This is a genomic window from Mesorhizobium sp. M1088 (assembly GCF_040318575.1).
Taxonomy (GTDB): Bacteria; Pseudomonadota; Alphaproteobacteria; order Rhizobiales; family Rhizobiaceae; genus Mesorhizobium.
Genome location: NZ_JAMYMO010000030.1, coordinates 54,496 through 81,303 on the forward strand (window position 1 = coordinate 54,496; position 26,808 = coordinate 81,303).

At 62.9% G+C, this 26,808-nt stretch carries 20 protein-coding genes; 12 read left to right on the plus strand and 8 right to left on the minus strand.

The annotated features are described in order from the left end of the window. Nucleotides 1-6 precede the first annotated feature (6 nt). The 3 genes from NKH49_RS25675 to NKH49_RS25685 all read right to left on the minus strand — a co-directional run bounded on the left by NKH49_RS25675 (nucleotide 7) and on the right by NKH49_RS25685 (nucleotide 3,479). Nucleotides 7-1,785, minus strand: coding sequence for a TRAP transporter large permease (locus NKH49_RS25675; RefSeq protein ID WP_352470175.1), 1,779 nt, complete (start codon nucleotides 1,783-1,785; stop codon nucleotides 7-9). Further along, complete coding sequence (locus NKH49_RS25680; RefSeq protein WP_352452211.1) at nucleotides 1,785-2,369, minus strand: TRAP transporter small permease subunit; 585 nt, start codon at nucleotides 2,367-2,369, stop codon at nucleotides 1,785-1,787. The genes NKH49_RS25675 and NKH49_RS25680 overlap by 1 nt, the downstream gene beginning before the upstream one ends. A gap of 204 nt (nucleotides 2,370-2,573) precedes the next feature. Next, nucleotides 2,574-3,479, minus strand: a complete 906-nt coding sequence (locus NKH49_RS25685) for a branched-chain amino acid ABC transporter permease (protein WP_352469880.1) — start codon at nucleotides 3,477-3,479, stop codon at nucleotides 2,574-2,576. Nucleotides 3,480-3,619: 140 nt separating this feature from the next. On the opposite strand from NKH49_RS25685, the gene NKH49_RS25690 reads away from it, so the two are divergent. The 11 genes from NKH49_RS25690 (at nucleotide 3,620) to NKH49_RS25740 (ending at nucleotide 17,326) form a co-directional block, all read left to right on the plus strand. Further along, nucleotides 3,620-4,228 carry a CGNR zinc finger domain-containing protein gene (locus tag NKH49_RS25690; RefSeq protein ID WP_352767310.1) on the plus strand — a complete coding sequence of 203 codons (609 nt, stop codon included), beginning with the start codon at nucleotides 3,620-3,622 and terminating at the stop codon, nucleotides 4,226-4,228. Next, nucleotides 4,221-4,751, plus strand: coding sequence for a hypothetical protein (locus NKH49_RS25695; protein ID WP_352767308.1), 531 nt, complete (start codon nucleotides 4,221-4,223; stop codon nucleotides 4,749-4,751). The genes NKH49_RS25690 and NKH49_RS25695 overlap by 8 nt, the downstream gene beginning before the upstream one ends. Nucleotides 4,752-4,977: 226 nt before the next feature. Then, on the plus strand, nucleotides 4,978-8,457 hold the full coding sequence (locus NKH49_RS25700; RefSeq protein WP_352928454.1) for an indolepyruvate ferredoxin oxidoreductase family protein: 3,480 nt from the start codon (nucleotides 4,978-4,980) through the stop codon (nucleotides 8,455-8,457). 152 nt (nucleotides 8,458-8,609) lie between these two features. Further along, complete coding sequence (locus NKH49_RS25705) at nucleotides 8,610-10,931, plus strand: putative bifunctional diguanylate cyclase/phosphodiesterase (protein ID WP_352452207.1); 2,322 nt, start codon at nucleotides 8,610-8,612, stop codon at nucleotides 10,929-10,931. A 150-nt stretch (nucleotides 10,932-11,081) separates the two neighbouring features. Next, nucleotides 11,082-11,864: an N-acyl amino acid synthase FeeM domain-containing protein gene (locus NKH49_RS25710; RefSeq protein WP_352469883.1), complete on the plus strand. Its 783-nt coding sequence runs from the start codon at nucleotides 11,082-11,084 to the stop codon at nucleotides 11,862-11,864. 119 nt (nucleotides 11,865-11,983) lie between these two features. After that, nucleotides 11,984-12,133: a DUF3096 domain-containing protein gene (locus NKH49_RS25715; RefSeq protein WP_013528205.1), complete on the plus strand. Its 150-nt coding sequence runs from the start codon at nucleotides 11,984-11,986 to the stop codon at nucleotides 12,131-12,133. Between the two features lie 173 nt (nucleotides 12,134-12,306). Continuing rightward, nucleotides 12,307-12,531 (plus strand): aa3-type cytochrome c oxidase subunit IV, encoded by a 225-nt coding sequence (locus tag NKH49_RS25720; RefSeq protein ID WP_023676259.1) that lies wholly within the window; start codon nucleotides 12,307-12,309, stop codon nucleotides 12,529-12,531. Between the two features lie 81 nt (nucleotides 12,532-12,612). After that, entirely contained in the window at nucleotides 12,613-13,887 is a 1,275-nt protein-coding gene (locus NKH49_RS25725; RefSeq protein WP_352928456.1) for a Re/Si-specific NAD(P)(+) transhydrogenase subunit alpha, read from the plus strand. After that, entirely contained in the window at nucleotides 13,887-14,309 is a 423-nt protein-coding gene (locus tag NKH49_RS25730; protein WP_036238371.1) for an NAD(P) transhydrogenase subunit alpha part 2, read from the plus strand. Before NKH49_RS25725 ends, NKH49_RS25730 begins: the two co-directional genes overlap by 1 nt. Nucleotides 14,310-14,315: 6 nt before the next feature. After that, on the plus strand, nucleotides 14,316-15,713 hold the full coding sequence (locus NKH49_RS25735; protein WP_352454727.1) for an NAD(P)(+) transhydrogenase (Re/Si-specific) subunit beta: 1,398 nt from the start codon (nucleotides 14,316-14,318) through the stop codon (nucleotides 15,711-15,713). Between the two features lie 92 nt (nucleotides 15,714-15,805). Beyond that, nucleotides 15,806-17,326, plus strand: a complete 1,521-nt coding sequence (locus tag NKH49_RS25740; RefSeq protein ID WP_352849760.1) for a hypothetical protein — start codon at nucleotides 15,806-15,808, stop codon at nucleotides 17,324-17,326. An 88-nt stretch (nucleotides 17,327-17,414) separates the two neighbouring features. On the opposite strand, the gene NKH49_RS25745 is transcribed toward NKH49_RS25740, so the two are convergent. From NKH49_RS25745 to NKH49_RS25760, 4 genes are all read right to left on the minus strand, one after another. After that, nucleotides 17,415-18,332 (minus strand): hypothetical protein, encoded by a 918-nt coding sequence (locus tag NKH49_RS25745; protein ID WP_352501122.1) that lies wholly within the window; start codon nucleotides 18,330-18,332, stop codon nucleotides 17,415-17,417. A 245-nt stretch (nucleotides 18,333-18,577) separates the two neighbouring features. Further along, the gene (gyrB, locus tag NKH49_RS25750) at nucleotides 18,578-21,049 is read right to left on the minus strand and encodes a DNA topoisomerase (ATP-hydrolyzing) subunit B (RefSeq protein ID WP_352453677.1); all 2,472 of its coding nucleotides are present in this window, start codon (nucleotides 21,047-21,049) and stop codon (nucleotides 18,578-18,580) included. A 146-nt stretch (nucleotides 21,050-21,195) separates the two neighbouring features. Next, the gene (locus tag NKH49_RS25755) at nucleotides 21,196-23,862 is read right to left on the minus strand and encodes a caspase family protein (RefSeq protein WP_352928459.1); all 2,667 of its coding nucleotides are present in this window, start codon (nucleotides 23,860-23,862) and stop codon (nucleotides 21,196-21,198) included. A gap of 58 nt (nucleotides 23,863-23,920) precedes the next feature. After that, nucleotides 23,921-24,490 (minus strand): NADPH-dependent FMN reductase, encoded by a 570-nt coding sequence (locus tag NKH49_RS25760; RefSeq protein ID WP_352681479.1) that lies wholly within the window; start codon nucleotides 24,488-24,490, stop codon nucleotides 23,921-23,923. A gap of 184 nt (nucleotides 24,491-24,674) precedes the next feature. On the opposite strand from NKH49_RS25760, the gene NKH49_RS25765 reads away from it, so the two are divergent. Further along, on the plus strand, nucleotides 24,675-26,048 hold the full coding sequence (locus tag NKH49_RS25765) for a cytochrome P450 (RefSeq protein WP_352928461.1): 1,374 nt from the start codon (nucleotides 24,675-24,677) through the stop codon (nucleotides 26,046-26,048). Nucleotides 26,049-26,069: 21 nt separating this feature from the next. On the opposite strand, the gene NKH49_RS25770 is transcribed toward NKH49_RS25765, so the two are convergent. Next, nucleotides 26,070-26,808 (minus strand): complex I NDUFA9 subunit family protein (locus tag NKH49_RS25770; protein WP_352928463.1); only part of this gene is annotated, 739 nt, incomplete at its 5' end.

Below are 26,808 nucleotides of genomic sequence, written 5' to 3' on the forward strand. Positions count from 1 at the left end.
CCTTCCTCAGTTGAAACTCGGTGGTTGCGACAGATCGATTGCCGGCGCCGCCGGTTTCGCGGGCGGCTTTTCGTCGAAGCTCGGCGGCTGCGACAAATCCGGTGGGGAAGGTGAGGCCGGGGCAGTGCCGCCGTTGGCCGGCGGCGTGCCAAGCGGCGACAAGCCGATGCCAGGCGTTTCCGGCACCTGGTAGTTGATGGTGCCAGGATCGACGACAGTGCCTTTGTAGTGCATCACCATCTGCGGGAAGGCGATGGTCAGGCCGATCATGATCACCTGGATGCAGACGAAGGGCACTGCGCCCCAATAGATCTGCCCTGTGGTGACGGGCGCGATCTGCTTGCCGGTGAGTCGGTCGAGATAGGGCACGCGCGCGGCGACCGAGCGCAGATAAAACAGCGCGAAGCCGAAGGGCGGATGCATGAAGGAGGTCTGCATGTTGACGCCCAAAAGCACGCCAAACCAGATCAGGTCGATGCCGAGTTTGTCAGCCGCTGGCGCCAAAAGCGGCACGATGATGAAGGCAAGCTCGAAAAAGTCGAGGAAGAAGGCGAGCACGAAGACGAGGATGTTGACGCCAATCAGGAAACCGACTTCACCGCCCGGCAGCGACGTCAACAGGTGCTCGACCCAGATGTGGCCATTGACGCCGTAGAAGGTCAGCGAGAACACCCGCGCGCCGATCAGGATGAACAGAACGAAGGACGACAGCCTGGTCGTCGAGGCCAGCGCCTGCTTGACCACGTCGAGCGACAGCCGCCCCTTCACCGCCGCCATTGCAAGCGCGCCGACGGCGCCCATGGCGCCGCCTTCCGTCGGCGTGGCGATGCCAAGGAAGATGGTGCCCAGCACCAGGAAGATCAGCGCCAGCGGCGGGATCAGCACGATGATCACCTGCTGTGCCAGTCTGGACATCAGGTTGATCTTCAGGCGCTGGTCGACGATCGCCACGACATAGATGAAGATGACGCCGATGGTGGCGCCGAGGATATCGGCGTTGCCGCCATGGTTCGGCGCGAGGTAGCGATACGCCGCATAGGAAACCACCACCGCCGCCAGCAGCGCCGCCAGCAGCGACAGCACACCGTGGCCGAGCGTGCGGGCCTCAAGCGGCAGTGCCGGCATCGACTTCGGCCGGAAGATCGACATGAGCAGGATGTAGAGCATGTAGATGCCGGTCAAAATGAGCCCGGGGATCAGCGCCCCCTTGTACATATCGCCGACCGAGCGGCCGAGCTGGTCGGCCAGGACGATCAGCACCAGTGACGGCGGGATGATCTGGGCGAGCGTCCCGGACGCGGCAATGACGCCGGATGCCAGCCGCCGGTCGTAGCCGTAGCGCAGCATGATCGGCAGCGAAATCAGACCCATGGCAATGACGGAAGCCGCCACCACGCCGGTCGTCGCGGCAAGCAGCGCGCCGACGAAAATCACGGCATAGGCAAGGCCACCACGGACCGGTCCGAACAGCTGGCCGATCGTGTCGAGCAGGTCTTCGGCCATGCCGGATCGTTCGAGCACGATGCCCATGAAGGTGAAGAACGGGATCGCCAGCAGCGTATCGTTCGACATCACCCGGCTGCCATAGAAATTATCCGGCAACGCGTGCAGCAACGGCCAGGCGAGATTGATCGAGCCGCCCGAATAGGGCGACAGAAGCACGCCGATGAAGAAGAACATCAGGCCGTTGGCGGCGAGCGAGAAGGCGACGGGGTAGCCGATCAGCAGGAAGACGACCAGCGAGGCGAACATGATCGGCGCCATGTTCTGGGCGATGAACTCGATCACGAGCGCACCTCTTCGGCGAGCGCCTTGGCTTCGAGTTCGGCCTGCTCATGCGCCGATATGAACGGAGTGGGATCGTCCATCTGACCGCGCATGATGGCGATTTTCTTGATGATTTCGGAAATGCCCTGCAGCGCGAGCAGAAAAAAGCCGACCAGCAAAATCGCCTTCGCCGGCCAGATGATCAGCCCGCCGGAATTGTTCGACATCTCCCCGCTGCGATACGACAGCGACACATAGGGAACGAAATAGACCACCATCAACGTCACGAACGGCATCAGGAAGAAGACGTGACCGAAAAGGTCGATCCAGTGCTGCACGCGGCGCGAGAACATGCCGTAGACGATATCGATGCGGATATGGTCGTTCTGCTTCAGCGTGTAGGCGGCGGCCAGCATGAAGGCGGCGCCGAACAGATACCATTGCAATTCCAGCCAGGCGTTCGAGGACATGTCGAACACCTTGCGGATGACGGCGTTGGCGGCGCTTACCAGGATCGCCAGCAGGATCAGCCACGAAACCCATTTGCCGATGAATTCGTTCAAACGGTCAATGGTTCTGGAAAGAGCGAGAAGCCCTGCCATGCATTCCTCCCTTGTGTCAGAGCGCGGCGGTTCCCTGTCCGTCGTGTCGCTGTGGACCAACGGTATGCAGTGCGTGGTCCGGCTGGTCAACACGGGATAGCCCGCATAAACACAGTTGTGAGATGACGGGCGGCAAAATGCTGCCGCGTCCTTTGCATGTCCAAGGACATGCGGCGCTTTCATCCAAGCAAAGTCGGGTGCGGCTCAGGCGATCTTCTGTTGGTCGCGGCCGGCGCCGATCAGCACAAGCATGGCGACGAGGAACAGGTACATCCAGCCGTCCCGCCATTCGAGCGGGAAATAGCCGGCCCATAGCGATTCGGCCATGCCGAAAGCGGCGGCACCCAGTGCCGCCCGCAAAGGCGAGAGATAGCCGCCCACTGCGGTCACGAACAGGATCTTCAACCCGTAGACCAACCCTGTGCCGAAGCTGATGTTACCGTAGTAGAAGGCGGCGAGCACGCCGGCCAGTGCCGCGCAAAGGCCGCCGAAAAGCACCGCGTGCCGAAACACCGCACGAACATCGACGCCGCACATCGCAGCCGCCTTGGGATCGTCGGATACGGCGCGCCAGCTCCGGCCGAAGCTCGAATATGCGAAGCCCCAGGCAGCCAGCGCTATGGCCGCCAGTACGGCGGCGCAATCGAGCAATTGGATCAGCGTCAACGTCGCCTTGAAGCTGGCATTCTGCGCGAAGACGATGGTCTGGGCCAGCATTGGCGGCAACCATAGGTCATGGGTATCGGCGGCGATGCGGCTGGCTTCCGACAAGACCAGCAATATGCCGAGCGTCGTCACCACGATGGCGTTGGGCGAGCGGTCGGCCAGCGGTTCGAAGATACTTCGCGACAGGACATGGCTGAGCAGCGCCGCATAAAGGAATGCCGCAGCTACGCCGAGCGCGACCGATGCAAACAGCGTTAACCACAGCGCCTGATAGCCGAACGCCGCAGTGAGGATCATCGTATGCCCGCAAAAGGCGAACAGCGCGCCATAGGCAAGATTGGTACGGTGCAGGATGCCGTTGGTCAGCACGTAGCCGAATGCAAGCAATGCGTAGAGCGCGCCCGAATGCAGCCCGTTCAGAACCTGCTGGAAAAAATAGAGCATGCAAGACCCTCTATGCATGCCCCGCAATCGGGGCAGAGGTTTGGGACGAACGATATTCTCAGTACGGCGGTCGCCTCAGTGACAAGCGTTGCACCCGGAATCTAACTTGTCAAACGCGAGTTATCAGTTAGATTCGCCATATGACAGTATCCTGGACTCCGCACCGCTTTACCGGTGGCATGCTGGCGCTCGATACGGCGAACACCGTCGTTTTGCGGAACGATCCGGAGAAAACTTTCGACCGTTTCGACGATCCGGCCGAGATCGCCCGCTTTGCCGAAGCCGCGAGTGCCTTTCGCGTCGCCGAGCTCGGCGGCAGGCGGCTCGTAGCGCCGGCGCCTGAAAAGATCGCACCGGTGGTGCTGTCGATCCGGGAGACGACCGATCGGCTGTTTCGCGGCGCGGTATCGAAAGGTGCAATCGCGACCGGCGATATGCCGAAATTCTTGGAAGCCTGCGCCGATGGCCTCGCTCATAGCCGCACCGAAATCGGCACGCCTGGAAAACCGTTCGGTGATCCGGCGACGCCGATTGCCTTCGAGGCCGCGCTTGCGGTCTCGGCGCTGTCGCTGCTGCGTAGCGACACCATCGCCAGGCTGCGGATATGTCCGAACTGCAGCTGGCTGTTTGTCGACAAAAGCCGCAATTCCAGCCGCCTCTGGTGCGACATGGCGGTGTGCGGCAACCGCCAGAAGGCAAACCGACACTATCGCCGCCGGACCGCGGCCAGGGAGGTCACCAATGTCTAGAAGATTCTCACGCGCGATGATTGTCGTCGCGACTTTGTTCGCGGCGGCCGCGCTCGGCGCCTGCCGTGATTCCGGCAAGGACCAGCTGTTCGCCATTTCCGGGAAGCTGTTCGAGTTCAACTACCGGCTGGGTATCGCCACCTATGTCATCACCCTCAATCCGCTGCGGCCGGTGGGTGAGGGGCAGGTCGCTGTGGTCTCCTTCCAGAACCCGGCCGGTGGTGATCCGATCATCGTCACCCAGAAAATATGGCCGAAGTTGCCGCATGTGACGCTCACCAGCCCGCCGCTTACCTGCGTTGTCAAGGACAAGCCCTATGCGGTGTCGATCCGCATCGAGGATTCCAGCGGCAAGTTGCTGCAGAGTTTCGCGACCACTCTGACGTCCTCGCTCGACCAGTCGGTCCTGCCCGACCGGCCTCTGGTGGTCGGGCCAGTCTACGAGCTCAACAAGGACTTGGCCGGCCATGTCGACGGCAAGCTGCCCGGTGAACCGAAGCCCAGTTGCCCAAAGGCTGCATGATGCATCACTAGCGGCACCGACCGCCGCCGGAATTTTTCATGCTCGGCTATCCTCCCCGACAGGCGTTTCGTGGCGCCACACGGCCGCGCACGGATCGTTTGTTGCGGACCGCCTGGCACCCTTCGATTTTGTTTGACCTCCCCGGCAAGGGAAGAAAGACTGTGGGCACTCGACTCCGACGTTGGCCGCGCACCTCCAGGCGCGGCCTCCGCACAGGAAATGCCTGATGACGCTGCACAATGTCGCGCTCGACGACAAGTTCGACCTGGCAAAGGAGCGCATCTTCCTGTCGGGTGCCCAGGCAGTCATCCGCATGCTTCTGATGCAGCGCGAGCGCGACCGCCGGGCTGGCCTGAACACCGCCGGTTTCGTCTCCGGCTATCGCGGCTCGCCGCTCGGCGGCCTCGACATGCAGCTGTGGAAGGCCAGGAACCAGCTCGCGCAGTCGGACATCGTCTTCCAGCCCGGTCTCAACGAGGAGCTCGCCGCCACCGCCTGCTGGGGCTCGCAGCAGGCCGAATTGCTGGGCGAGGGTACCCATGACGGCGTTTTTTCGGTCTGGTACGGCAAGGGTCCGGGCGTCGACCGCTCCGGCGACGTGTTCCGCCACGCCAATCTCGCCGGGTCGTCGAAACATGGCGGCGTGCTGGCTCTGATGGGTGACGACCACATGGCCGAATCCTCGACCAACGCGCATGCCACCGAGTTCCTGTTCGTCGACACCATGGTGCCGATCCTTAATCCGGCCGGCGTCCAGGAGATCATCGACTACGGCCTCTACGGCTTTGCCATGTCGCGCTTTGCCGGCACCTGGGCGGCGATCAAATGCGTCAAGGACAACATCGAATCGACAGCCTCGGTCGATGCCGCGCTCGACCGGCTAGATATCGTCATCCCGGACTTCGACATGCCGCCCGGCGGCCTCAACATCCGTAATGAGATCGACATGCTCGGCCAGGAGGAGCGGTTGCATGAATACAAGCGCGCCGCCGCTTCAGCGTTCATCCACGCCAATGGGCTGAATCGGATCGTCTATTCGGGCGGCACCAGCGCCAAGCTTGGCATCGTCACCATCGGCAAGAGTTATCTCGATGTTCGCCAGGCGCTGGAGGATATCGGCGTCGACGAAGCGGCCGCCAGTCGTATCGGTATCAGGCTGTTCAAGGTCGGCTGCCCGTGGCCGCTCGACCTGCAACACATCGCCGACTTTGCTCGCGGCCTCGATACTATCGTCGTCGTCGAGGAGAAACGCTCGCTGATCGAGGTACAACTGCGCGAGAACCTTTACGGCACCGCGACGCAGCCGGTCATCGTCGGCAAGAAGGACGAGCGCGGCGACTGGCTGTTCCCGGCCAAGGGCGCGCTCGACCCCAACGATATTGCCATCGAGCTCGGCGAGAGGATTTTGCGAACGATCGGCCCGTCGGAAGAAATCGCCGCGCGGGTGGCGAAGTTGCGCCAGTTCCAGGCGATGCTGGCCGACACGTCAGACATCGCCTCGCGCACGCCGTTCTTCTGCTCCGGCTGCCCACACAATTCCTCGACCAAGGTTCCGGACGGCTCGCTCGCCGCCGCCGGAATCGGCTGTCATTTCATGGCGCTGTGGATGGACCGCAACACCGTCGGCTTCACCGCCATGGGCGGCGAGGGCGCGCAGTGGGTCGGCCAGGCGCCGTTCTCGAAGCGCGAGCACATCTTCCAGAATCTGGGCGATGGCACTTACAACCACTCGGGTGTGCTGGCGATCCGTTTCGCGCTGTCGACCGACGCCAACATCACCTACAAGATCCTCTACAATGACGCCGTCGCGATGACCGGTGGGCAGCCGCACGAGGGCGGCCTGACGGTAGACATGATCGCAAGGCAGGTGCGCGCCGAGGGCGTGGAGCGCATCGCCATCGTCACCGACGAGCCGGACAAATATACCGGCAAGGTGGAATTTCCCGCCGGCGCCACCATCCATCACCGCGACGACCTCGATCTCGTCCAGCGCGAGTTGCGTTCGGTCAAAGGCGTCTCGGTGCTGCTCTACGACCAGACCTGCGCCGCCGAGAAGCGTCGCCGCCGCAAGCGCGGCACCTTCCCCGATCCCGACAAGCGTATCTTCATCAACGAGCTGGTCTGCGAAGGCTGCGGCGATTGCGGCGTGCAGTCGAATTGCGTCTCGATCCAGCCGGTCGAGACCGAATTCGGCCGCAAGCGCAAGATCGACCAGTCGAGTTGCAACAAGGACTTCTCTTGCGTCAACGGTTTCTGCCCCTCCTTCGTCACCGTTCACGGCGCCAAAATCAGGAAAGCCGAAGGCATAGCCGGCGCGGCCGACCCGCTCGCGGGCGTGCCGGCGCCGGCGCAATTTACGCTCGGTGAACAAGGCTGGGCGGCGATTATCGACGGTGTCGGCGGCACCGGCGTCGTCACAATAGGCGCGGTGCTGGGCATGGCCGCGCACCTGGAAGGCAAGGGCTGCGGCATGATCGACATGGCCGGCCTCGCCCAGAAGGGCGGCTCGGTGTTCACCCATGTCCGCATCGCCCGCACGCCGGACGACATCCACGCCATTCGGGTATCGGCCGGCAAGGCCGATCTCGTGCTCGGCTGCGATCTCGTCGTTTCAGGTGCCAAGAAGGTGTTGGCCGCGGCGCGCGAAGGCCATACCATCTTCCTCGCCAACACTGCCGAGATCATGCCGGGCGAGTTCGCCCGTTCGGCCGATTTCTCGCTGCCCGTCGAGCGGCTGAAGAAGGCGATAAGAACGGCCGCGGGCGACGACAGGACGCATTTCTTCGACGCTACCCGCACCGCCACTGCCCTGTTCGGCAGCTCGCTTGGTGCCAACATGTTCATGCTCGGATTCGCCTTCCAGCATGGCGGCTTGCCGCTGTCGGCGGAGGCGGTCGAGAAGGCGATCGAGCTCAACGGCGAGGCGGTAGCGATGAATGTCGCGGCATTTCGCTGGGGCCGCCGCGCCGCCCACCAGCCGGATTTCGTCCGCAGCCTTCTCGCCCAGCCGGGCAAGGCCACGCAGCATGCCGCCATTGCCGAGACGCTGGACGATATCATTGCTCGCCGCGTCGGCTTCCTGACCGCCTACCAGAACGCCGCCTATGGCAAGCGCTATGCCGACAGACTGGCGGCGCTGCGCAAGGCCGAAACCAATGCTGTGCCCGGGTCGACCGTGGTGACCGAGGCTGCCGCAAAGAACCTGTTCAAGCTGATGGCGATCAAGGACGAATACGAGGTGGCGCGGCTTTATACGGACGGCTCCTTTGCCGCAGAGCTCGCAAAGCAGTTCCAGAGCTACGGCAAGCTTGAATTCCATCTCGCACCGCCGATCATGGGCAGGCGCGGCAGTGACGGGAAGCCGAAGAAATCGAGTTTTGGCCCGTGGATGATGAACGGGTTCCGCCTGCTGGCGGCGATGAAGGGCCTGCGCGGCACCGCTTTCGACCTGTTCGGCTACAGCGCCGAGAGGCGTATGGAGCGGCAGCTTCTTGCCCTCTATGAAGCCGACCTGGAACTTGTCGCCGGCGCGCTGGCGCCGGGCAAGATCGAGGTTGCTGCCGCGCTTGTTTCGGTACCGGCGCTCATCCGCGGCTTTGGCCACGTCAAGCAGGCCAGTGCCGAAAAAGCCGCCGGCGAACGCCAGCGTCTGCTCGACCGCCTCTCGACGGCGCCGCTGCGGCCGCAACTTCAAGCCGCCGAATAATTCAGCGCTGTGATACGCCTTGTTTACCTGAACTGTAGTTTCCCTGCTTCCGCGGCGTCACCAATGGATGCCGGCAGGGCTCGAAACGCCGCTCTAAACCTTTCTTAAGGCCAATGTGACACTGCTGGGTTCCCCAGGGTTGGGATCCAGGCGTGAATCTGAGACGAAAAAACGAGATTCCGGTCGACGTTTACATTCCGTTCGTGGAAACGCTGTTTCGCGACGGGTTCACGCTGTCGATCGGCCTTGTTGCGCAGACACTCCTCGTCATTCTGGTCTATTGGAAGACCATGGACTTGGCGTATCTTCTAGTTGCCGCTGGGCTCATCATTGTCGGTACTCTGCGCCTTCGCAACATCCGAAAATACGGGAGACTTCCTTCCCCGACGACGTGGGAAGAAGCCCATGATCGCGAAAACGATTACATAATTTTCGGTTCGATGCATGGTTTCATGCTTGGCGCGTTCTGTTTCGTCAGTATCTATCTGGCAAATGACAGCCACGACAACTATGCCGAAATAGCCTCTGTCTGCGTCACTCTGGCATCGGTCACGTCAATTGCCGGCCGCAATTATGGGTCGCCGCGCATGGTCATGATTTTTATCATAACCACCACATGGCCCATATCGCTTGGCTTTATCCTGCGCGGCGATATCTACCACATCATCCTCGGTCTGATGTCGGCCCCTTTTCTGTTTGCGATCAAGCGGTTCGCCGACATCGTCCGCGAAGTCCTGTTTACCGCCCTGTCGGAGGAAAAGAAGGCGAACCGCATCGCGCAGCGTTTTAATCGCGCGCTCAACACCATGTCGCATGGCCTTGTCATGCTTGGTCCCGACGGCCGGGTGGCGGTGGCCAATGCCGAAGCCGCGCACCTGATGTCGCTCAAATCGGCCGATGCGCTGCTAGGCCGCTCGATCCACGGTCTGCTGATGCGCGGCGCTGCAGGCGGCATGCTGGCGCCGAAAGATTGCCGTTACATCGAAGCCCAGCTGACGCGTGCGTTGCGCGAGGGCCGCGACCGCAAGGTCCTGGTCTCGCTCACCAACGGCCAGCACTATGAATTTTCGGCGCGCGAAGGCAGCCAGGAACTGGGCGTCGTCACTTTCGAGGATGTGACCGCCCGGGTCGAGGCGGAAGACAAGATCCGCTTCATGGCGCGCTACGACAGTCTCACCGGCCTGCCCAACCGCGCCTACTTCCACGAGTTGGTGGTGGAAGCCATGGCCTCAGGGGATCCCGAGCGTCTCTGCGGGCTGGTGGTGCTCGATCTCGATGATTTCAAGAGCGTCAACGACACGCTCGGCCATCCGGTCGGCGACGGATTGATCTACGCCGTTGCCGAGCGGCTGGCGGCAGTCGCTGGGCCAGGCATCACCGTCAGCCGCTTCGGCGGCGACGAGTTCATGATCTTCTTCGAGCGCATCGAGGATGAAAGCCACCTGACCGGCCAGGTTGACGAGATCTTTGTCAATCTACAGGGCGAGGTCGATGTCGCCGGCCACGGATTACGCATCCAGGCCTCCGGCGGCGCGGTGCTGTCGCGGGTCAAGGATACCGACGTTGACGCCATGATCGTCAAAGCCGACCTTGCACTCTACAAGGCCAAGGAGCTTGGCAAGAACGGTTGGCGGCTGTTCGAGGCCTCCATGGATGCTGCCTTCCGCAGCCGTCAGCTGATGAAGGCGGACCTGCGCAGCGCCGTGGAAAACAACGAATTGCGGGTGGTCTATCAGCCGATCGTCGCGATGAGCACGATGCGTATCGCCAGTTGCGAAGCGCTGTGCCGCTGGGATCATCCCGATCTCGGGCCGATTTCCCCCGGTATCTTTATTCCGCTGGCGGAGGAAATGGGGATTATTTCCGACATCAGCACCTTCGTCCTGCATGCGGCCTGCACGGAATGCGCCAAATGGCCGGCCCAGACCAGCGTGTCGGTCAATCTCTCGGCCAAGGATTTCCGCAACCGTGATGTCATCCAGAAGGTTCGCGACGCGCTGGCTGAATCCGGTCTCTCCGCCGGACGTCTGGAGATTGAGGTCACCGAGACGGCGCTGCTCGACGACAAGTCGCTGACACGCCAATATATCGAGGAGTTGAAGCGGCTCGGCGTGCGCATTGCGCTCGACGATTTCGGTACCGGGTATTCGAGCCTCAGCTATCTCCACAAACTGCCGCTCGACAAAATCAAGATCGACCGCTCGTTCCTGATGGATGTCACTCAGAACAGCCGGTCGCTCGAATTGCTCAAGGGCATCGTCAACCTGTCACGGCCGCTGGGACTTTCGGTTACCGTCGAAGGTGTCGAGACCTTCGAACAGCTCAAGATCCTGGCATTGCAGGTCAAGCCGGACCTGGTCCAGGGCTTTCTGTTCGGGTCGGCACTCAGCGCGTCCGGCATCGAGACGATGTCGAGCACCGTCTGGCCCTTTGCCAAGGACATCCAGACGGCAAGGAAGGCGCCGCGGCGCTGACTTCGCGCTGAAAACCTGCGTATTTTAGTATAATTTTATTAATTGTTAACCTTAACGGGCGGTAAACGAGCTCCTACTTATTTTCATCTTTACATCTCATGACCCGTCCGTAGTGTCGGCTGGTGGCGGTAATCGCGGGGAATAGAGTTCATGTGTGCCCAGTTGAGTTCGCTCGGCCATGCGGCGGGCGCTGGTGGGAAAGATGCGTCCGAGACCATGTCCAGCTTCGCGCAACATGTTTATGCGCTGCTTGACCGGACGGAGTACCGACGCTGTGAAAGCGGCGAGGACTTCGAAAACATTTACAGGCTGCGCTACAATTCCTATCGGATGAACGATCTGGTGCCCGAGAATGCGTCCCGTCAGGTCCATGACGAGTTTGACGAACTGCCCAATTGCCATACGTTCGGAATCTATATCGAGGGGCGGCTGGTCAGCACAATGCGCCTGCATAACGTGTCTGCTGATAACGCCACATCACCAGCACTCAGCGTCTACAAGGACTTGTTGATGCCGCGTCTGGCGGCCGGCGAAGTCTTTATCGACCCGAGCCGTTTTGCCGTGGACGCCGAATGGTCACGGCTTTACCCGCAGATCCCGTATGTGACGCTGCGCCTTGCGGGCATGGCTTGCTTCCATTTCGGCGCGCCTTATTGCATATCCATGATCCGCGAGGACCATGCGGCTTTCTACAAGCGCATCTATCGGGCGCGACCGATTGGCGATGCGCGGCCCTATGCCGGCGTGATCAACTGTTTCGCGCTGCTTTATCAAGCCGATGTCCTGGCGATCAAGAATGAAACCTACGCTCGCTTTCCGTTCTTCCGTTCGACGCCAATGGAGCAGCGCATGTTGTTCGATACGCCCGGTGCCGGCGAACTCGCCCCGCTGACCATCCTGCCCACCGCCAAGTATTTTCGCGAAGCCGCCTGAACGAGCCCATGGAGCCTTCCGGTCGCTTCGGCGTTCTGGGCAAGGGTGCTGGTGGTAGGTCGGCATGGCCGGCATCCGCCAAGCATCGCTTCGATAGCGATCCGATCAAAGGAACCGATATGACCATTTCCACGCTCGCCCTTACCCCGCTTATCTCGCTGATTGCAGGCGTGCTGATCCTGGTGATGCCGCGGCTGCTCAATTATATCGTCGCCCTTTATCTGATCGTTGTCGGCCTGCTCGGTCTGTTCCCGCATCTCGCCGGCTAACGACATAGGCAATAGCGGACCTGCCATCCATTGTGATTGGTATCGCCGCGCTTCGCGCAGCGATTTCAAGTTTTGCTTGAGATTGTTGGCTGCGGCGATGCGGCAATAGCGCCATTGCCCTTAACGCGGCTTTTCGCTATGTGCCTGAAAGATGTCTTCGAAGGGGTATTCCAATGGCTGAACACACGCCGACCGGTCCTGTCGAACTAGGCGCGAAGATGGACTATGCCGAGCACGACCGCACCTATGCCGGCTTTGTGATGCTGGCCAAATATGGGTCGCTATTTTGCGCCGCCGTGCTTCTTGCCATGGCGTTCGGCTTCTTTGTGGGCGGCTTCTTCTCGGGGACTATCCTATTCGTGCTGATCCTGGCCATCGGCGCCTTTATTCTCCGATAACTCCTCCAACCTTTGTCGAAGGCGCCGCCGGGGTCGGTCGATGTCTTGCGGTAACAGGGTTCCGGCCGAAAGGATCATGCGGTGGGACAGACGGTTTTCATCCCTCGTGAGCTCGACGCAAACGAGCCGCGCGTCGGGGCCTCCCCCGACACGGTGAAGCGGCTGGCGGCACTGGGTTTCGACGTGATTGTCGAAACCGGCGCCGGCACTGCGTCGCGCATTCCCGACGAGGAGTTCGCCCGGGTGGGCGCCGCGATCGGCAAGGCCGGCGATGCAGCCAGGGCCGATGTCGTGCTGAAGGTGCGCCGGCCCACGGACGCCGAGCTGAAGGGCTACAAGTCCGGCGCCGCTGTCATCGCGATCATGGATCCCTACGGCAACGACGCTGCCGTCGCTGCCCTTGCCGAGGCCGGTGTTACTGCCTTCTCCATGGAGTTCATGCCGCGCATCACCCGCGCCCAGTCGATGGACGTTCTATCCAGCCAGGCCAACCTCGCCGGCTATCAGGCGGTGATCGACGCGGCTGCCGAATATGACCGGGCGTTACCGATGATGATGACGGCGGCCGGCACCGTACCGGCAGCGAAGGCGTTCGTCATGGGCGTCGGCGTCGCCGGTCTGCAGGCCATCGCCACCGCGCGCCGCCTCGGCGCCGTGGTCACCGCCACCGACGTGCGCCCGGCCGCCAAGGAGCAGGTCGCCTCGCTCGGCGCAAAATTCCTGGCCGTCGAGGACGAGGAGTTCAAGGCGGCCGAGACGGCCGGCGGCTACGCCAAGGAAATGTCGAAGGAATACCAGGCCAAGCAGGCGGCGCTGACCGCCGAGCACATCGCCAAGCAGGACATCGTCATCACCACCGCGCTGATCCCCGGCCGTCCGGCGCCGAAGCTGGTCTCGGCGGCAATGGTCGCCTCGATGAAACCCGGCTCTGTGATCGTCGACCTCGCGGTCGAGCGCGGCGGCAATGTCGAGGGCGCCGAAGCCGGCAAGGTGGTGACCACGGCCAACGGGGTAAAGATCGTCGGCCATCTCAACGTTCCCGGTCGCGTCGCCGCCTCCGCTTCGCTTCTCTATGCCAGGAACCTCTATGCCTTCCTCGAGACGCTGGTCGACAAGGCGGCGAAGACGCTTGCCATCAACCGCGACGACGAACTGGTCAAGGCGACGATGCTGACCGATGCTGGCAAGATCGTGCATCCGGCTTTCGCAAAGGCTGAGCAGGAGCCGCCAAAGGGCCAATATGTCGAGCCACCGGCCATTCCGGCCAGGACGATGGTTGCCGAGGCTTCGGCGAAGCCGGCTGCGAAGAAAACGGCCGCTTCGAGGAAGCCCAAGACCACCGGAGGGATCGCGTGATGGATCAGACTCTGCAGAAAGCCCTCGACCAGCTCGACCAGGCGACAGCTGCCGTGCGGCTCGCGGTGCAGAACCTGGCGGCCGCGCCCGGCACCGAGGCGGCGGGTGACGCCGCTCACGCGCTGTCCGGCGGTGCCATCGATCCCTTCGTCTTTCGCTTCGCCATCTTTGTCCTGGCGATCTTCGTCGGCTACTACGTCGTGTGGTCCGTCACGCCGGCACTGCACACGCCGCTGATGGCGGTCACCAACGCCATTTCCTCGGTCATCGTCGTCGGCGCGCTGCTGGCCGTCGGCATCTCGGCCTCAGGGCTTGCCACCGGCTTCGGCTTCGTTGCGCTGATGCTGGTATCGGTCAACATCTTCGGCGGCTTCCTCGTCACCCAGCGCATGCTGGCCATGTACAAGAAGAAGGAAAAGTAGGCCGCTATGAACGCCAACTTCGCCTCCTTTCTCTATCTGGTCTCCGGCATCCTGTTCATCCTCGCATTGCGCGGCCTGTCGCATCCGACCACCAGCCGCCAGGGCAACATGTACGGCATGATCGGCATGGGCATCGCCATCGCCACGACGCTGGCGCTGGCGACCCCTTCGGCCGGGCGCTTCGGCCTCATAGTGCTCGGGCTGCTGATAGGCGGCTCGGCCGGTGCGGTCACGGCACGGCGCATTGCCATGACCTCGATGCCGCAGCTGGTCGCCGCCTTCCACTCGCTGGTCGGTCTTGCCGCGGTCATGGTGGCGGCCGCCGCCATCTATGCACCGGAAAGCTTCGGCATCGGCACCGTCGCCGATATCCATGCCCAGGCACTGATCGAGATGAGCCTCGGCGTTGCCATAGGTGCCATCACCTTCACCGGCTCGGTCATCGCCTTTTTGAAGCTCGACGGCCGCATGTCGGGCAAGCCGATCATGATCGGTGGCCGCCACTTCATCAACGCGGCCCTGGGCATTGCGCTGATCGTGCTGATCGTGCTGCTCGTCACCGCCGAGTCCAAGGTGGTGTTCTGGCTGATCGTTGCCGCCTCGCTGGTGCTGGGTGTGCTTCTCATCATCCCGATCGGTGGCGCCGATATGCCGGTGGTCGTGTCGATGCTGAATTCCTATTCGGGCTGGGCCGCGGCCGCCCTGGGCTTCACGCTCGGCAATCTGGCGCTGATCATCACCGGCGCGCTGGTCGGCTCGTCGGGCGCCATCCTGTCTTACATCATGTGCAAAGGCATGAACCGGAGCTTCATCTCGGTCATCCTCGGCGGCTTCGGTGGCGAGACATCAGCCATTGCCAACGACGGCATCGAGCGCACGGTCAAGCAGGGCTCGGCCGAAGATGCCGCCTATCTGATGATGAATGCGCAAAAGGTCATCATCGTGCCGGGCTACGGCATGGCCGTCGCCCAGGCGCAGCACGCGCTGCGCGAGATGGCCGACAAGCTCAAGGCCAACGGCGTCGATGTCAAATACGCCATCCACCCGGTTGCCGGCCGCATGCCCGGCCACATGAACGTGCTCTTGGCCGAAGCCAACGTGCCTTATGACGAAGTGTTCGAGCTGGAGGACATCAACTCTGAGTTCGCGCAGGCCGACGTCGCCTATGTCATCGGGGCCAATGACGTCACCAATCCCTCGGCTCGTGACGACAAGTCCTCACCTATCTACGGCATGCCAATCCTCGACGTCGACAAGGCGCGCACTTGCTTGTTCGTCAAGCGCTCGCTCGGCTCCGGCTATGCCGGCATCGACAACACGCTGTTCTACAAGGACGGCACCATGATGCTGCTCGGCGACGCCAAGAAGATGACCGAGGAGATCGTCAAAGCGATGGATCACTGAAACGGCGTCGCTGCCAACTCACTGCCGATCGTCGAATACAGCCCGGCTCCGCGCCGGGCTTTTTCTTGGCTGTTACCGGTTCTGAAGCTACGATGCCGACCCGTCGTCTTGCTAACGGCGTCATCGTGGAGGTGCTGGTGCCCGACCCTGGTTCTGCTGCATCGCCGGCCGCCGATCTGACCGCAGCAGAGAAGGCGCCACGCAAGCGCAGCCAGGCGGTAGTGGTCGTGCACGGCATGGGCGAGCAGCGGCCCATGGACACGTTGAGGGAGTTTGTCCAGGCCGTATGGAGCCACGATCCGGCCCGTGCACCGTTCTATGCCCATGTCCCCGATCCGGCCGACCCGATGGGTGCGAAGATCAACCAGAGCTGGATCACGCCCGACAGCCGGACCAATTCGCACGAACTCCGCCGGATCACCACGCCCTATGATGTCGATGGCCGCCGCACCGATTTCTACGAGCTTTACTGGGCCGACATCACCCAGGGCACGACCCGAAGCCGCCTTGCTGCCTGGGTGACGACCCTGCTCTGGCGCAAGCCGGCCGATATTCCGCGCGATGTGCTCAAACTCTATGTCGTCACGCTTTTGGCCACCCTCGTGGTCCTGGGCGCGGCGCTGGCGCTCGCAACGTCGACCTGGCAAGGCTACATCTCCTGGACGACGGGTGTGCTTGTCACGGTTCTGGCGTCGTTCGTCATCTGGTTGGTGGACCAGTTTGGCTTGCCCTATTTCGGCGACGTCGCCGCCTATGTGCGGGCCGAAGCGGCAACGGTCGAGAAGCGGGCGCTGGTCCGCGAGCGTGGCCTCAAGCTGCTGAAGCGTCTCATGATGGACGATGCCTATGACCGCATCGTGCTGGTCTCGCACAGCCTCGGGTCGATCATCGCCTATGATCTGTTGCAGATATTGTGGGCCGATTTCAGGCCTAGAAAGTTGGAAGCCATTCGCGACAAAGCGAGGCTGAAGGCGATCCACGCCGTCGACAAGGCGACGCTGGTCGCCGATGCCTCCGCTTGGCCCGACAGCCTCGATGACCTCCCCGCATTCCGGCGCAGCCAATGGGAGCTCTACCGGCAGCTTCGCGTCGGCGACGCCGATCATCCGCTGCCGTGGAAGATCAGCGATTTCGTCACGCTCGGCAGTCCGCTGACCCACAGCGAGTTTCTGGTGACCTACAACCTCGCCGAATTCAGGCGCGGCATCGCCGAGCGCCTGTTTTCAGCATGCCCGCCGATCGCCGACAGAGCGGCGGGCGGGACCATGCTCTACCAGGAAGGGCGCAGCCATTCCGGCAAGCCGCAGCGGGCAGTGCATCATGGCGCGGTGTTTGCCGCGACACGCTGGACCAATATTTTCGACAGGGGCAATGGCTGGCTGACCGGCGACCCGATTTCAGGGCGGATGACGGAAAATTTTGGTCCCGGCGTGGAAAACATCCAGGTCGAGCTGCGCGGCTCGGGCGGCCGCGTCTTCACGCACAGGCTCTACTGGTCGCTGACGGCGAGCGGCGTCGAGGTCGACGCGCTGGCCGGCGTACAGCCGCGCTCGCACCTTGCCGTGCTGCGCGATGCGGTCGATCTCGGCCGCAAACTGGAAGCTGAGCTGTAGGCGGCAAGCAATGCGCGGCGGCAGTTCAAAGCAAGGTCCCCTTCGGGCGTAATCTTCCCGAAGCGGACCGAGTTCGCTTAGTCACCGATCAACGATTGGTCAGGAAAATCGCTTCCTCGTCGTCGCGCTGCCTGCCGCCAAGTGCTGCAGCCGCGCTGGCAATGAAGGCCCCGACGACCAGCGACAGCGCGCCAATCAACGAGAAGGTCGCGCCTGCCTTTCTGGCGGTGTCGGCCGCCTGCTGGGCCTTGACCTTGGCGTCCTGCGCTCTGGCGATTACCGTATCGACGCGAGCGGTGGCATCCGCTTCGGACAGGCCTGTGCGGGCGGCCACCAGCCGCGATAGATAGGTCTTGTCGTCGGCCGATATTTCGCCTGCTGCGGCACTCGCGATTAGAATGCGCGATGCCTGCGCCGTTGCCGCAGCGTCGCTCTCCGGATTGGCGGCAGCGAGCCTTGCCGGATCGGCCGGGCGGAACAGCGTATCGACGAAATACGATGTGGCGTTGTCAGTCGAGGCGCTACCCGCGTTTGCAGCAGCACCTGCCGAAGCGCCCATTGCCGCGCCCGATGCCACAGTCGAAGCAGCCTGGACACCGGTACCTATCGCGGCCGAAAGCGCCGTGCCGAGCACGCCGGCGACGAGCAGCGTCGCCAGCGCCCAGGCCAGGAAGCCGTGAGCGGTATCGCGGAAGAAGACTTCATCGGTGTGGATGCCGACCCATTTGGTGCGCAGGCGTCCGGCGAGGTAGCCACCCAGGGCCGAGGACAGCCACTGCACGACGATCAGCCAGACGGCGGTGGAAACGGCGAAAGTGGTGACTGACGCACCCGAGCCGGACCATGGCGACACCATGCTCAGCCCAAGCCCGGAGCCGAGCAGCATCAAGATGAAGGTAAGCGTTGACGCAGCAAAGGCGCCGGCGACGATTGGCCCCCAGCTGACAGCAGTGGAAGCGGATTCCGTCGGGGCGGAAACGTCGACAGCTGTTACGGTGGACTGCATCGAAGCCTCCCTACCGTGCGAACAGCATGATCAGAATAATGATCGGAATTGGGACTCCGAGAAGCCAGAGCAAAATGCCACGTCCCATGGATGCCTCCTGCGGCGATTGTGATCAACTACAATGCCTTGAAAGCCTTTCCGTTCCGGCGGTCCTGGTGATCTTTGTTGCGTTGCAGCAGTCGTATTGGTGCGCCAAGGCGCACCAATACACTTCATGCCTGCTGGCTGGGTATCTGGATGGCGACTCAAATGTCCAGATTGGCAACCGACAGCGCGTTTTCCTGGATGAATTCGCGCCTTGGCTCGACCTCGTCGCCCATCAGCCGTGAAAACAAGCTGTCCGCATCAGTCGCGTCATTGACCTTGACCTGTAACAGCGAGCGCACATTCGGGTCGAGCGTCGTTTCCCAGAGCTGCTCGGCGTTCATTTCGCCAAGGCCCTTGTAGCGCTGCATGGTCAGGCCCTTGCGGCCGGTGGCAAACACGGCATTGAGCAGTGCCAGCGGCCCCGAAATGGTTTCCGAGACATCCTTGCGGCGCAGCACCGGCGGCTCGCCGTAGATTTCCGCCAGGCGCGGCGCATAGCGGTCGAGCTGGCGTGCGTCGGCGGAATTGATCAATGCCAGGTCGAGATGCGCGAACTCCTTGACGCTGCGCACCGTTCGCTCGAAGACATAGCCGCCAATGCCCTCGTTCGAGGTCGACATGCGGCCGATCCAGCCGCGCTCGGTGTCCTCGGCGATAATGTCGAGACGACGGGCAACACGCTCGGCCGTTTCGTTGGCGCGGCGGAGGTCGGTGAAGATCTCCGGGTTGAGCGCGCCGGCAATCGCTGCCTGCTCGACCACGCCTCTGTTATAGCGCGTGTGCAATCCGTTGATGAGCTGGCGGACAGCCAAGGCGTCGTCGATGGCGCTGCGCAGGTCCTGTCCAGCCCGCACCTCGCCTGTGCTGAGCGCAAGCGACGCTTCTTCCAGCCCGGAGCCGATCAGGAATTCCTCGAAGGCGGCTTCGTCCTTGATGTATTGCGAGCTCTTCCCGCGCGTCACCTTGTAGAGCGGCGGCTGCGCGATGTAGAGATGCCCGCGTTCGATCAGTTCCGGCATCTGCCGGAAGAAGAAGGTCAGCAGCAAGGTGCGGATGTGGGCGCCGTCGACATCGGCGTCGGTCATCAGGATGATCTTGTGGTAGCGCAGCTTGTCGGCGTTGAACTCGTCCTTGCCGATCGAGGTGCCGAGCGCGGTGATCAGCGTGCCGATCATGTCGGAGCCGAGCATGCGGTCGAAGCGGGCGCGCTCGACATTGAGGATCTTGCCGCGCAGCGGAAGAATGGCCTGGTTCTGGCGCGAACGGCCGCCCTTGGCCGAGCCGCCGGCGCTGTCGCCCTCGACGATAAAGATCTCGGATTTCGCCGGATCGCGCTCCTGGCAATCAGCCAGCTTGCCGGGCAGCGAGGTGACGCCGAGCGAACTCTTGCGGGTGATGTCGCGTGCCTTGCGCGCGGCTTCGCGCGCGGCAGCGGCCTGGATGACCTTCTCGATGACCGCCTTGCCCTCGGTCGGGTGCTCCTCGAGCCAGGTGCCGAGCGCTTCGTTGACAAGCCCTTCGACCACCGGGCGGACCTCGGACGACACCAGCTTGTCCTTGGTCTGCGAGGAGAATTTCGGGTCGGGAACCTTGACCGACAGCACCGCGGTCAGCCCTTCGCGGCAATCATCGCCGATCAGCGCCACTTTTTCCTTCTTGGTCAGGCCCGAGGAGTCGCCATAACCGGTTATCTGGCGCGTCAGCGCACCGCGGAAGCCTGCCAGATGCGTGCCGCCGTCGCGTTGCGGGATGTTGTTGGTGAAGGCCAGCACGTTCTCGTGGTAGCTGTCGTTCCACCACATGGCGACTTCGACCGTGATGCCGTCGCGCTCGGCGCGGATCGAGATCGGCTTGTCGAGCAACGGCTTCTTCGTCCGGTCGAGATATCGGACGAACTCTTCCAGCCCGCCATCGTAGTGCAGTTCATGGCGCACGATGTCGGCATGGCGGGCATCGGTCAAAACGATGCGCACGCCGGAGTTCAGGAAGGCGAGCTCGCGCAGCCGATGCTCCAGCGTACCGTAGTCGAATTCGACCATGGTGAACGTCTCGGACGACGGCAAAAACGTGATTTCGCTGCCGCTGCGCCCTTCATAGGTGCCGGGGACCTTGTCTTGTTCATAACTGCCGGTGATCCGCAGCGGCGCGTCGGCATTGCCATGCGTGAAACTCATCTCGTAGATCTGGCCGTTGCGGCGGATCTTCAGTTTCAGCCAGGCCGACAGGGCGTTGACGACCGACACGCCGACGCCGTGCAGGCCGCCTGAGACCTTGTAGGAGTTCTGGTCGAACTTGCCGCCGGCATGCAGCTGCGTCATGATCACTTCGGCCGCTGAAATGCCTTCGCCGGTGTGGATATCGGTCGGAATGCCGCGGCCATTGTCGATGACCGTCACCGATCCGTCCGGATTGAGCGTCACCGTCACCAGGTCGGCATGGCCGGCCAGTGCTTCGTCGATGGCGTTGTCGACCACCTCATAGACCATGTGGTGCAGGCCCGAGCCGTCGTCGGTATCGCCGATATACATGCCCGGCCGCTTGCGAACGGCATCCAAGCCCTTCAAAACCTTGATGGAATCGGCGCCGTATTCGGCTTCAACGCCGTTGGCGATGTCGGTCTGGTCGCTCATGAAAACCTGTCTGATTGATGCCGTGTGCAGAGCGCGAAAAATCGGCTTCGAATCGCGCATTTCTAATGTCGTAGATATAGGCGCAAAAGGCGGTTTTTCCAAGGTTTGCAGGCATTTCGGAACGGAATGACCATCGCGTGAGCAGGCTATCGGCGCCTGGCTTCGATCCTGGCCAGCCGCTCACGTAAAAACTTGATCATGAACTTGTGGCGCGGTGCCAACCGCCCGCTCGGGTCGAGCTCGAGCGTCATGTCGAGCGCCTTGGAAAGCACAGCCTTCGGGTCCTTTGCGACTTGGGCGTAGTCGATATAGGCGACCACCAGGTCGCGCTGCCAGGTGGCGTTGTCCGGATCGGACCGGGCAAGTTTCTCGCGAATGGCCAGACTGTCCTGAAGGGCTTGCCGGGCGCCCCTGACGTCGCGCTGCCTGAGGCGCAGCGTGGCGACTTCGGACAGCGTTATCGACAAGTCCCGCTGCCAGTCGGAATTGGCGGGATCGAGCTTGGCCAGCCTCTGCGCAATCGCGTAGCTGTCCAGATAGGCTTTCAGCGCGCCTTTGTGGTCGCCCTGTATCGCCAGGACGCCGGCGACTTTCTCGATGCACACGGAAAGGTCGCGCTGCCATTCGGTGTTGTTCGGGTCGCCGGCGGCGAGCGCGCTGGCCTGCGAAAGTGCCTCACGATAAGCCGAAAGTGCCGCCGGCCAATTCTGCTGGTCGCTCAGCGCATTGCCGATCTTGGCGTTGCCGACCGACAGGTCGCGCTTCAACTCGGTGTCGTCCGGATCGCGTTTCGCCAGTTGCTTGACGATCGCCAGACCTTCCTTGTAGGCCGCCAGCGCCCCGGCGGCGTCGCCGCGTTCGCGCAGCAGGTCGCCTATCGTATCGTGGCTGACCGAGACGTCACGCTGCCGGTCGGCGTCTCCCGGTTTGTCCGCCGCCAGCGCCAGCCGCACCTTCAGGCTCTCTTCATAGGCCGCCTGTGCGTTGTCCAGTTGGCCTGCGATATGGGCAAGGTGACCGATCTCATCGTAGGTGATGGTCAGGTCGCGCTGCAGTTCGGCACGGTCCGGCTCTCCGGCGGCGAGCTGCTTCTTGATCGACAGGCTTTCCTGGTAGACCTCTGCGGCGCCGGCCAGATCGCCTTGCGTCGCCAATACGTTGCCGATCTTGTCGTCGGCCATGGCGAGGTCGCCGAACCACTCCAGATTAGCCGGTTCTGCCTCGGTCAGGCCCTGCAGAATGGTCTTGGCCGTCTCATAATTCTGCAGCGCTGTCGGCAGATTGCCTTGCGCAATCCGCACGTTGCCGAGCTTGACGTGGCTGACGGCGAAGTCGCGCTTCACGTTGGGATCGGTTTCATGATGCGACCGCCGCTCAAGATCGGCTTGCAGCGCCTCGAACGCGCGGCCGGCCGCATCGATATTGCCGATCGTGGTATAGAGCTTGCCGAGCTCGTCCAGCGTGCGGATCAAGCGGTCGGCATCGTCGAGCGACAGCACCACCTGTCCGGCTTCGCCATAAAGCGCGAGCACGGACTCATAGTCCTTGATGGCTGTGGCGTAGTCGAGGTCGGCGCGCGCCGCCCCGCCGGACAAATAGCGCGTTGCGGCCTCGGAGAGCGTGCGGCTGACGAAATTGGCCTTCAAAGCGTTGCGAGAGACACTGTCGATCTCGGCTGCCTCGGCGAGCTTTTTCCGCGCCGCATCGAACGCTCCCAGCGAAAGCTGCTCTTCGGCCTGCCGGCGCAACGCCGACACTCTGAGATCGTCGGATCCAAGCGTCTGCATTTCGCTCCGCACCTTGACGAAGGCGTCGGCTGCCTCACGCAGCCTGGCGTTCAGACTGTCCGCGGAGAGGTGGCCGGCATCGGAACTGATCAACGCGCCATAGAGCGGTGCCAGCGGCATGTCGGCGTCGCTGGCGATCTTCTCCACTTCGCCGCGCATCTGAGGCGTCACCTCGGCCATGGCCAGCAACAGGCGTTCGCGTTCCGGCAATTTCTCCTTGGCCGAGGCGGCAAAGAACAGCTGCGGCAGGCCGCTCTCGACATAGGGCAATTGCTTACCGCGCGAGAGGTCGTAGACCTCCTGCTGCACGAGCGTCAGCACGGAGCGGATCTCGAGACCTTCGGTGCCGAGATATTTCGTCAACGCCGCGGTGAACGGCGAATTCTGGCCGGTCCCATCCGCGGCGGTCTCGCCGGGCGCCGCCGAGAAAGCAAACAGAATGTTTTCTGCCCGCCCGATGCGGCCAAGACCCGGCCGGACCTTGTCGCTGACCTCTTTTACCAGCGCCGTTGCGCCGCGGCCTTCGCCGCCCGTAGCCGCAAACGGATCGCTGCGGCAGGCATCGAGCACGATCAGTCCGACCTTGCTGGTGGCGGCGACGGTCGCGCGGATCTCCTCCAGCGGCAGGCTGGTCCTTTCCAGCGTAGCGAGCGACGACGCGTCTGCATCGACCGGCAGGAGCCGATTCTCGCCGGCTATCTCGACGCCGTGGCCGGAGAAGAACACCAGTGCCACGTCGGCGCCTTTGGCATCCTCGCGGAAATCGTCAAGCGCCCGGCGCATGCGCCGCAGGTCGCGGTTGGTTTCGAGGAAGACCTCGAAACCGAGCTTCCTCAGCACCGTTTCCATGATCTCGCCGTCATTGACGGGATTGGCGAGCGGCCGGATCAGCCGGTAGTCGTTCTCGGCGATGACCAGCGCAGCGCGCCGCTCCGCCATTGCAGCGGAGGCCGTCGAGAGGATCAGCAGCAAGGCAAACAGAAAACGCAAATCGAACCGCCCCGGCCCGGTCATTTGCCGGAGCATTCCATCTCTTTATGGCATGAGCAAGTTATGGCATCGGCCAGTTCGGCCGTTCGCGTTGTTAGCTGGCGCGCATCGGCCTCAGCGCTTCGCTCCAGCGGAACAGCTCGTCCAGCATGGTCCTGGCCCCGCCGAGCACCTGCTCGCTGGGCAGGAAGGCGCCGGTCTCGTCGAGCAGCTTCTGGTACATCGGCAGCGCCACGCCTTCCGGAATCGGCATGACACCGACGGCGGTCAGCAACGGTTTGACCGCCTGCGCCGCTCGCAAACCGCCGGAGACACCGCCGTAGCTGAGGATGGCGGCCGGCTTGTATCGCCATTCCCTGAGCAGGTAGTCGACCGCGTTGACGATCGCGGGAGCGGTGAAATAATTGTACTCCGGCGCCACGAAGACGAATGCGTCGGCTGCGTCGATTGCTTTCGACCAGGCTTTCGTGTGGCTGTTTTCGTATTTGCCGAGTCTCGGATGATGCGGCTCGTCCAGCACCGGCAGGTTGAATGCGGCGATGTCAGTGAGCACCGGCTCGAATTTGCCATGCTCGCGCGCAAAGCTCTCCAGCCACTTTGCGAAAGCGGGTCCGGCGCGGCCCGGCCGCGTGCTGCCGATGATGACGTTCAACTGGTGCTTCAAGGCAGGCTCCCGCCGGTTAGTGGCATCTGTGGTGCTGCCACCTAAGACACGCAGCCCGACACAGCAAGCAGGCACTTTCCGGTGCCCCGGTCACATTCCAGAGAGCGGATGCTTCGCCTTGTCGTCCAGTCACATGGACGCCTGCCTTGCCCGCCACTACATTGAGGTGTCAGCGGAGCAAGCCATGGACAGTCAGCCCGTCCCCTTCGTCCCGCCGGCGCCGAAGCCGCGCACCGCGCCGCCTTCAACGCTGGAGATGATCCGCATCGTCTACCGCAATCCGCTCGAACTGTGGGGTGAGGCGACCTACAACGAGCCCTGGATTTCGGTGAACGGCGTCGGGGGACCGCTGGTCATCGCCAACGATCCCGGCCTCATCCGCCATGTGCTTGTCGACAACGCCAAGAACTACAAGATGGCCACGGTGCGCCAGTTGATCCTGCGGCCGATCTTGCGCGACGGGCTGCTGACCGCCGAGGGCGAAGTGTGGCGGCGTTCGCGCAAGGCGATGGCGCCGGTGTTCACGCCGCGCCACATCTTCGGCTTCGCCGAGCCGATGCTGAAACGCACGCTCGAATTCGTCACCCGTTACGAGCAAGGTGGCACGTCGGATATCGCCCACGACATGACGCTGCTCACCTTCGATATCCTGGCCGAGACGCTGTTTTCGGGCGAGATATCGGGCGAGCCCGGTAGCTTCGCCAAGGAGATCGATCGCCTGTTCGAGACGATGGGCCGGGTCGATCCGCTCGACCTTTTGCGTGCGCCCGACTGGCTGCCGCGCCTGACCCGCATCCGCGGCCGCAAGACCATGGCCTACTTCCGCAAGATCGTCACCGACACGGTGCAGATGCGCGAGGCGCGGCTGAGGCGCGCTCCGGACACCGTGCCGCAGGATTTTCTCACGCTGCTGTTGAAGGCTGAGGGACCGGGCGGGCTGACCCGGGCCGAGGTCGAGGACAACATCATCACCTTCATCGGTGCCGGCCACGAGACTACGGCCAGGGCGCTCGGCTGGACGCTCTACTGCCTTGCCGAAGCGCCGTGGGAGCGCGAAAAGATCGAGCACGAGATCGATGCGGTGTTGGCGCGTGAGCCCGACCCGACGAAATGGCTCGACGCCATGCCGCTCACCCGCGCCGCCTTCGACGAGGCGCTCAGGCTCTATCCGCCGGCGCCGTCGATCAACCGCGAACCGATCGAGCCCGAAACCTGGAACGGCCTCTACATACCGCGACGTGCTGCGGTGCTGTTGATGCCGTGGGTCGTCCACCGCCATCGGAAATTGTGGGACCGGCCGGACGCTTTCATGCCGGAACGCTTCCATCCGGGAAGCCGCGAAAAGATCGATCGTTTCCAGTATTTGCCGTTCGGCGCCGGCCCCCGCGTCTGCATCGGCGCCAGCTTCGCCATGCAGGAGGCAATCATCGCGTTGGCGATCATGCTGTCGCGCTACCGTTTCGACGCCACCGCGGAAACCCGCCCCTGGCCGGTGCAGAAGCTGACGACGCAGCCGCAAGGCGGCCTGCCGATGCAGGTCACCCGGCGCGCCTCGTAGGCAACCGGACGTCCGTTCGTATTATGCGGCGGACTTGCGTTGGAACTGGCCGGCGGCGCGGTAGCGCCAGAGATAGCTGGGCAGGATGGTTCCGATCGACCGTGGCTGGATCCCGAGGCCGGCGAGCGTCCGGTTGTCCTTGACGGCGGCTTCCGACACGACATTGTGCTGGCGCAACAGCAGGACCTGGTCCTTGGTCAACAACGGATTGGGCAACAGCCCGAGAATTGATGCCTGGAGGTTCGCCAGCCACCATGGCACGGGCAGCAAAAACCGCTTGCGTTCGATGATGATAAGCAGCTGTTGCATGCATTCCTTGAAGGTAAGCACTTGCGGCCCGCCGAGTTCATATATCCGGCCGCCCTGGACCTTGCCGTCGACCGAATGCGCCACCGCTTCGGCGACGTCGCCGACATAGACCGGCTGGAATTTCGTCTGCCCGCCGCCGATCAGCGGCAGCACCGGGGAAAAGCGGGCCATGTTGGCAAAGCGGTTGAAGAAACCGTCCTCTGGCCCGAAATTGATCGATGGCCGCAAGATCACGGCGTCTTGGACCGTCTCCAGAACGGCCTTTTCGCCGAGCGCCTTGGTACGCGCGTAGTCCGATTGCGCGTGGAGATCCGCTCCCAGAGCCGAGATGTGGGTGAGGCCGGCGCCGACGGCGCGCGCCGCTTCAGCGACAGCGCGCGCGCCGAATTCGTGGACGGCAGTGAATTTCTGCCGGCCGGCCTCATGCGCGATCGCAACCAGATTGACGACA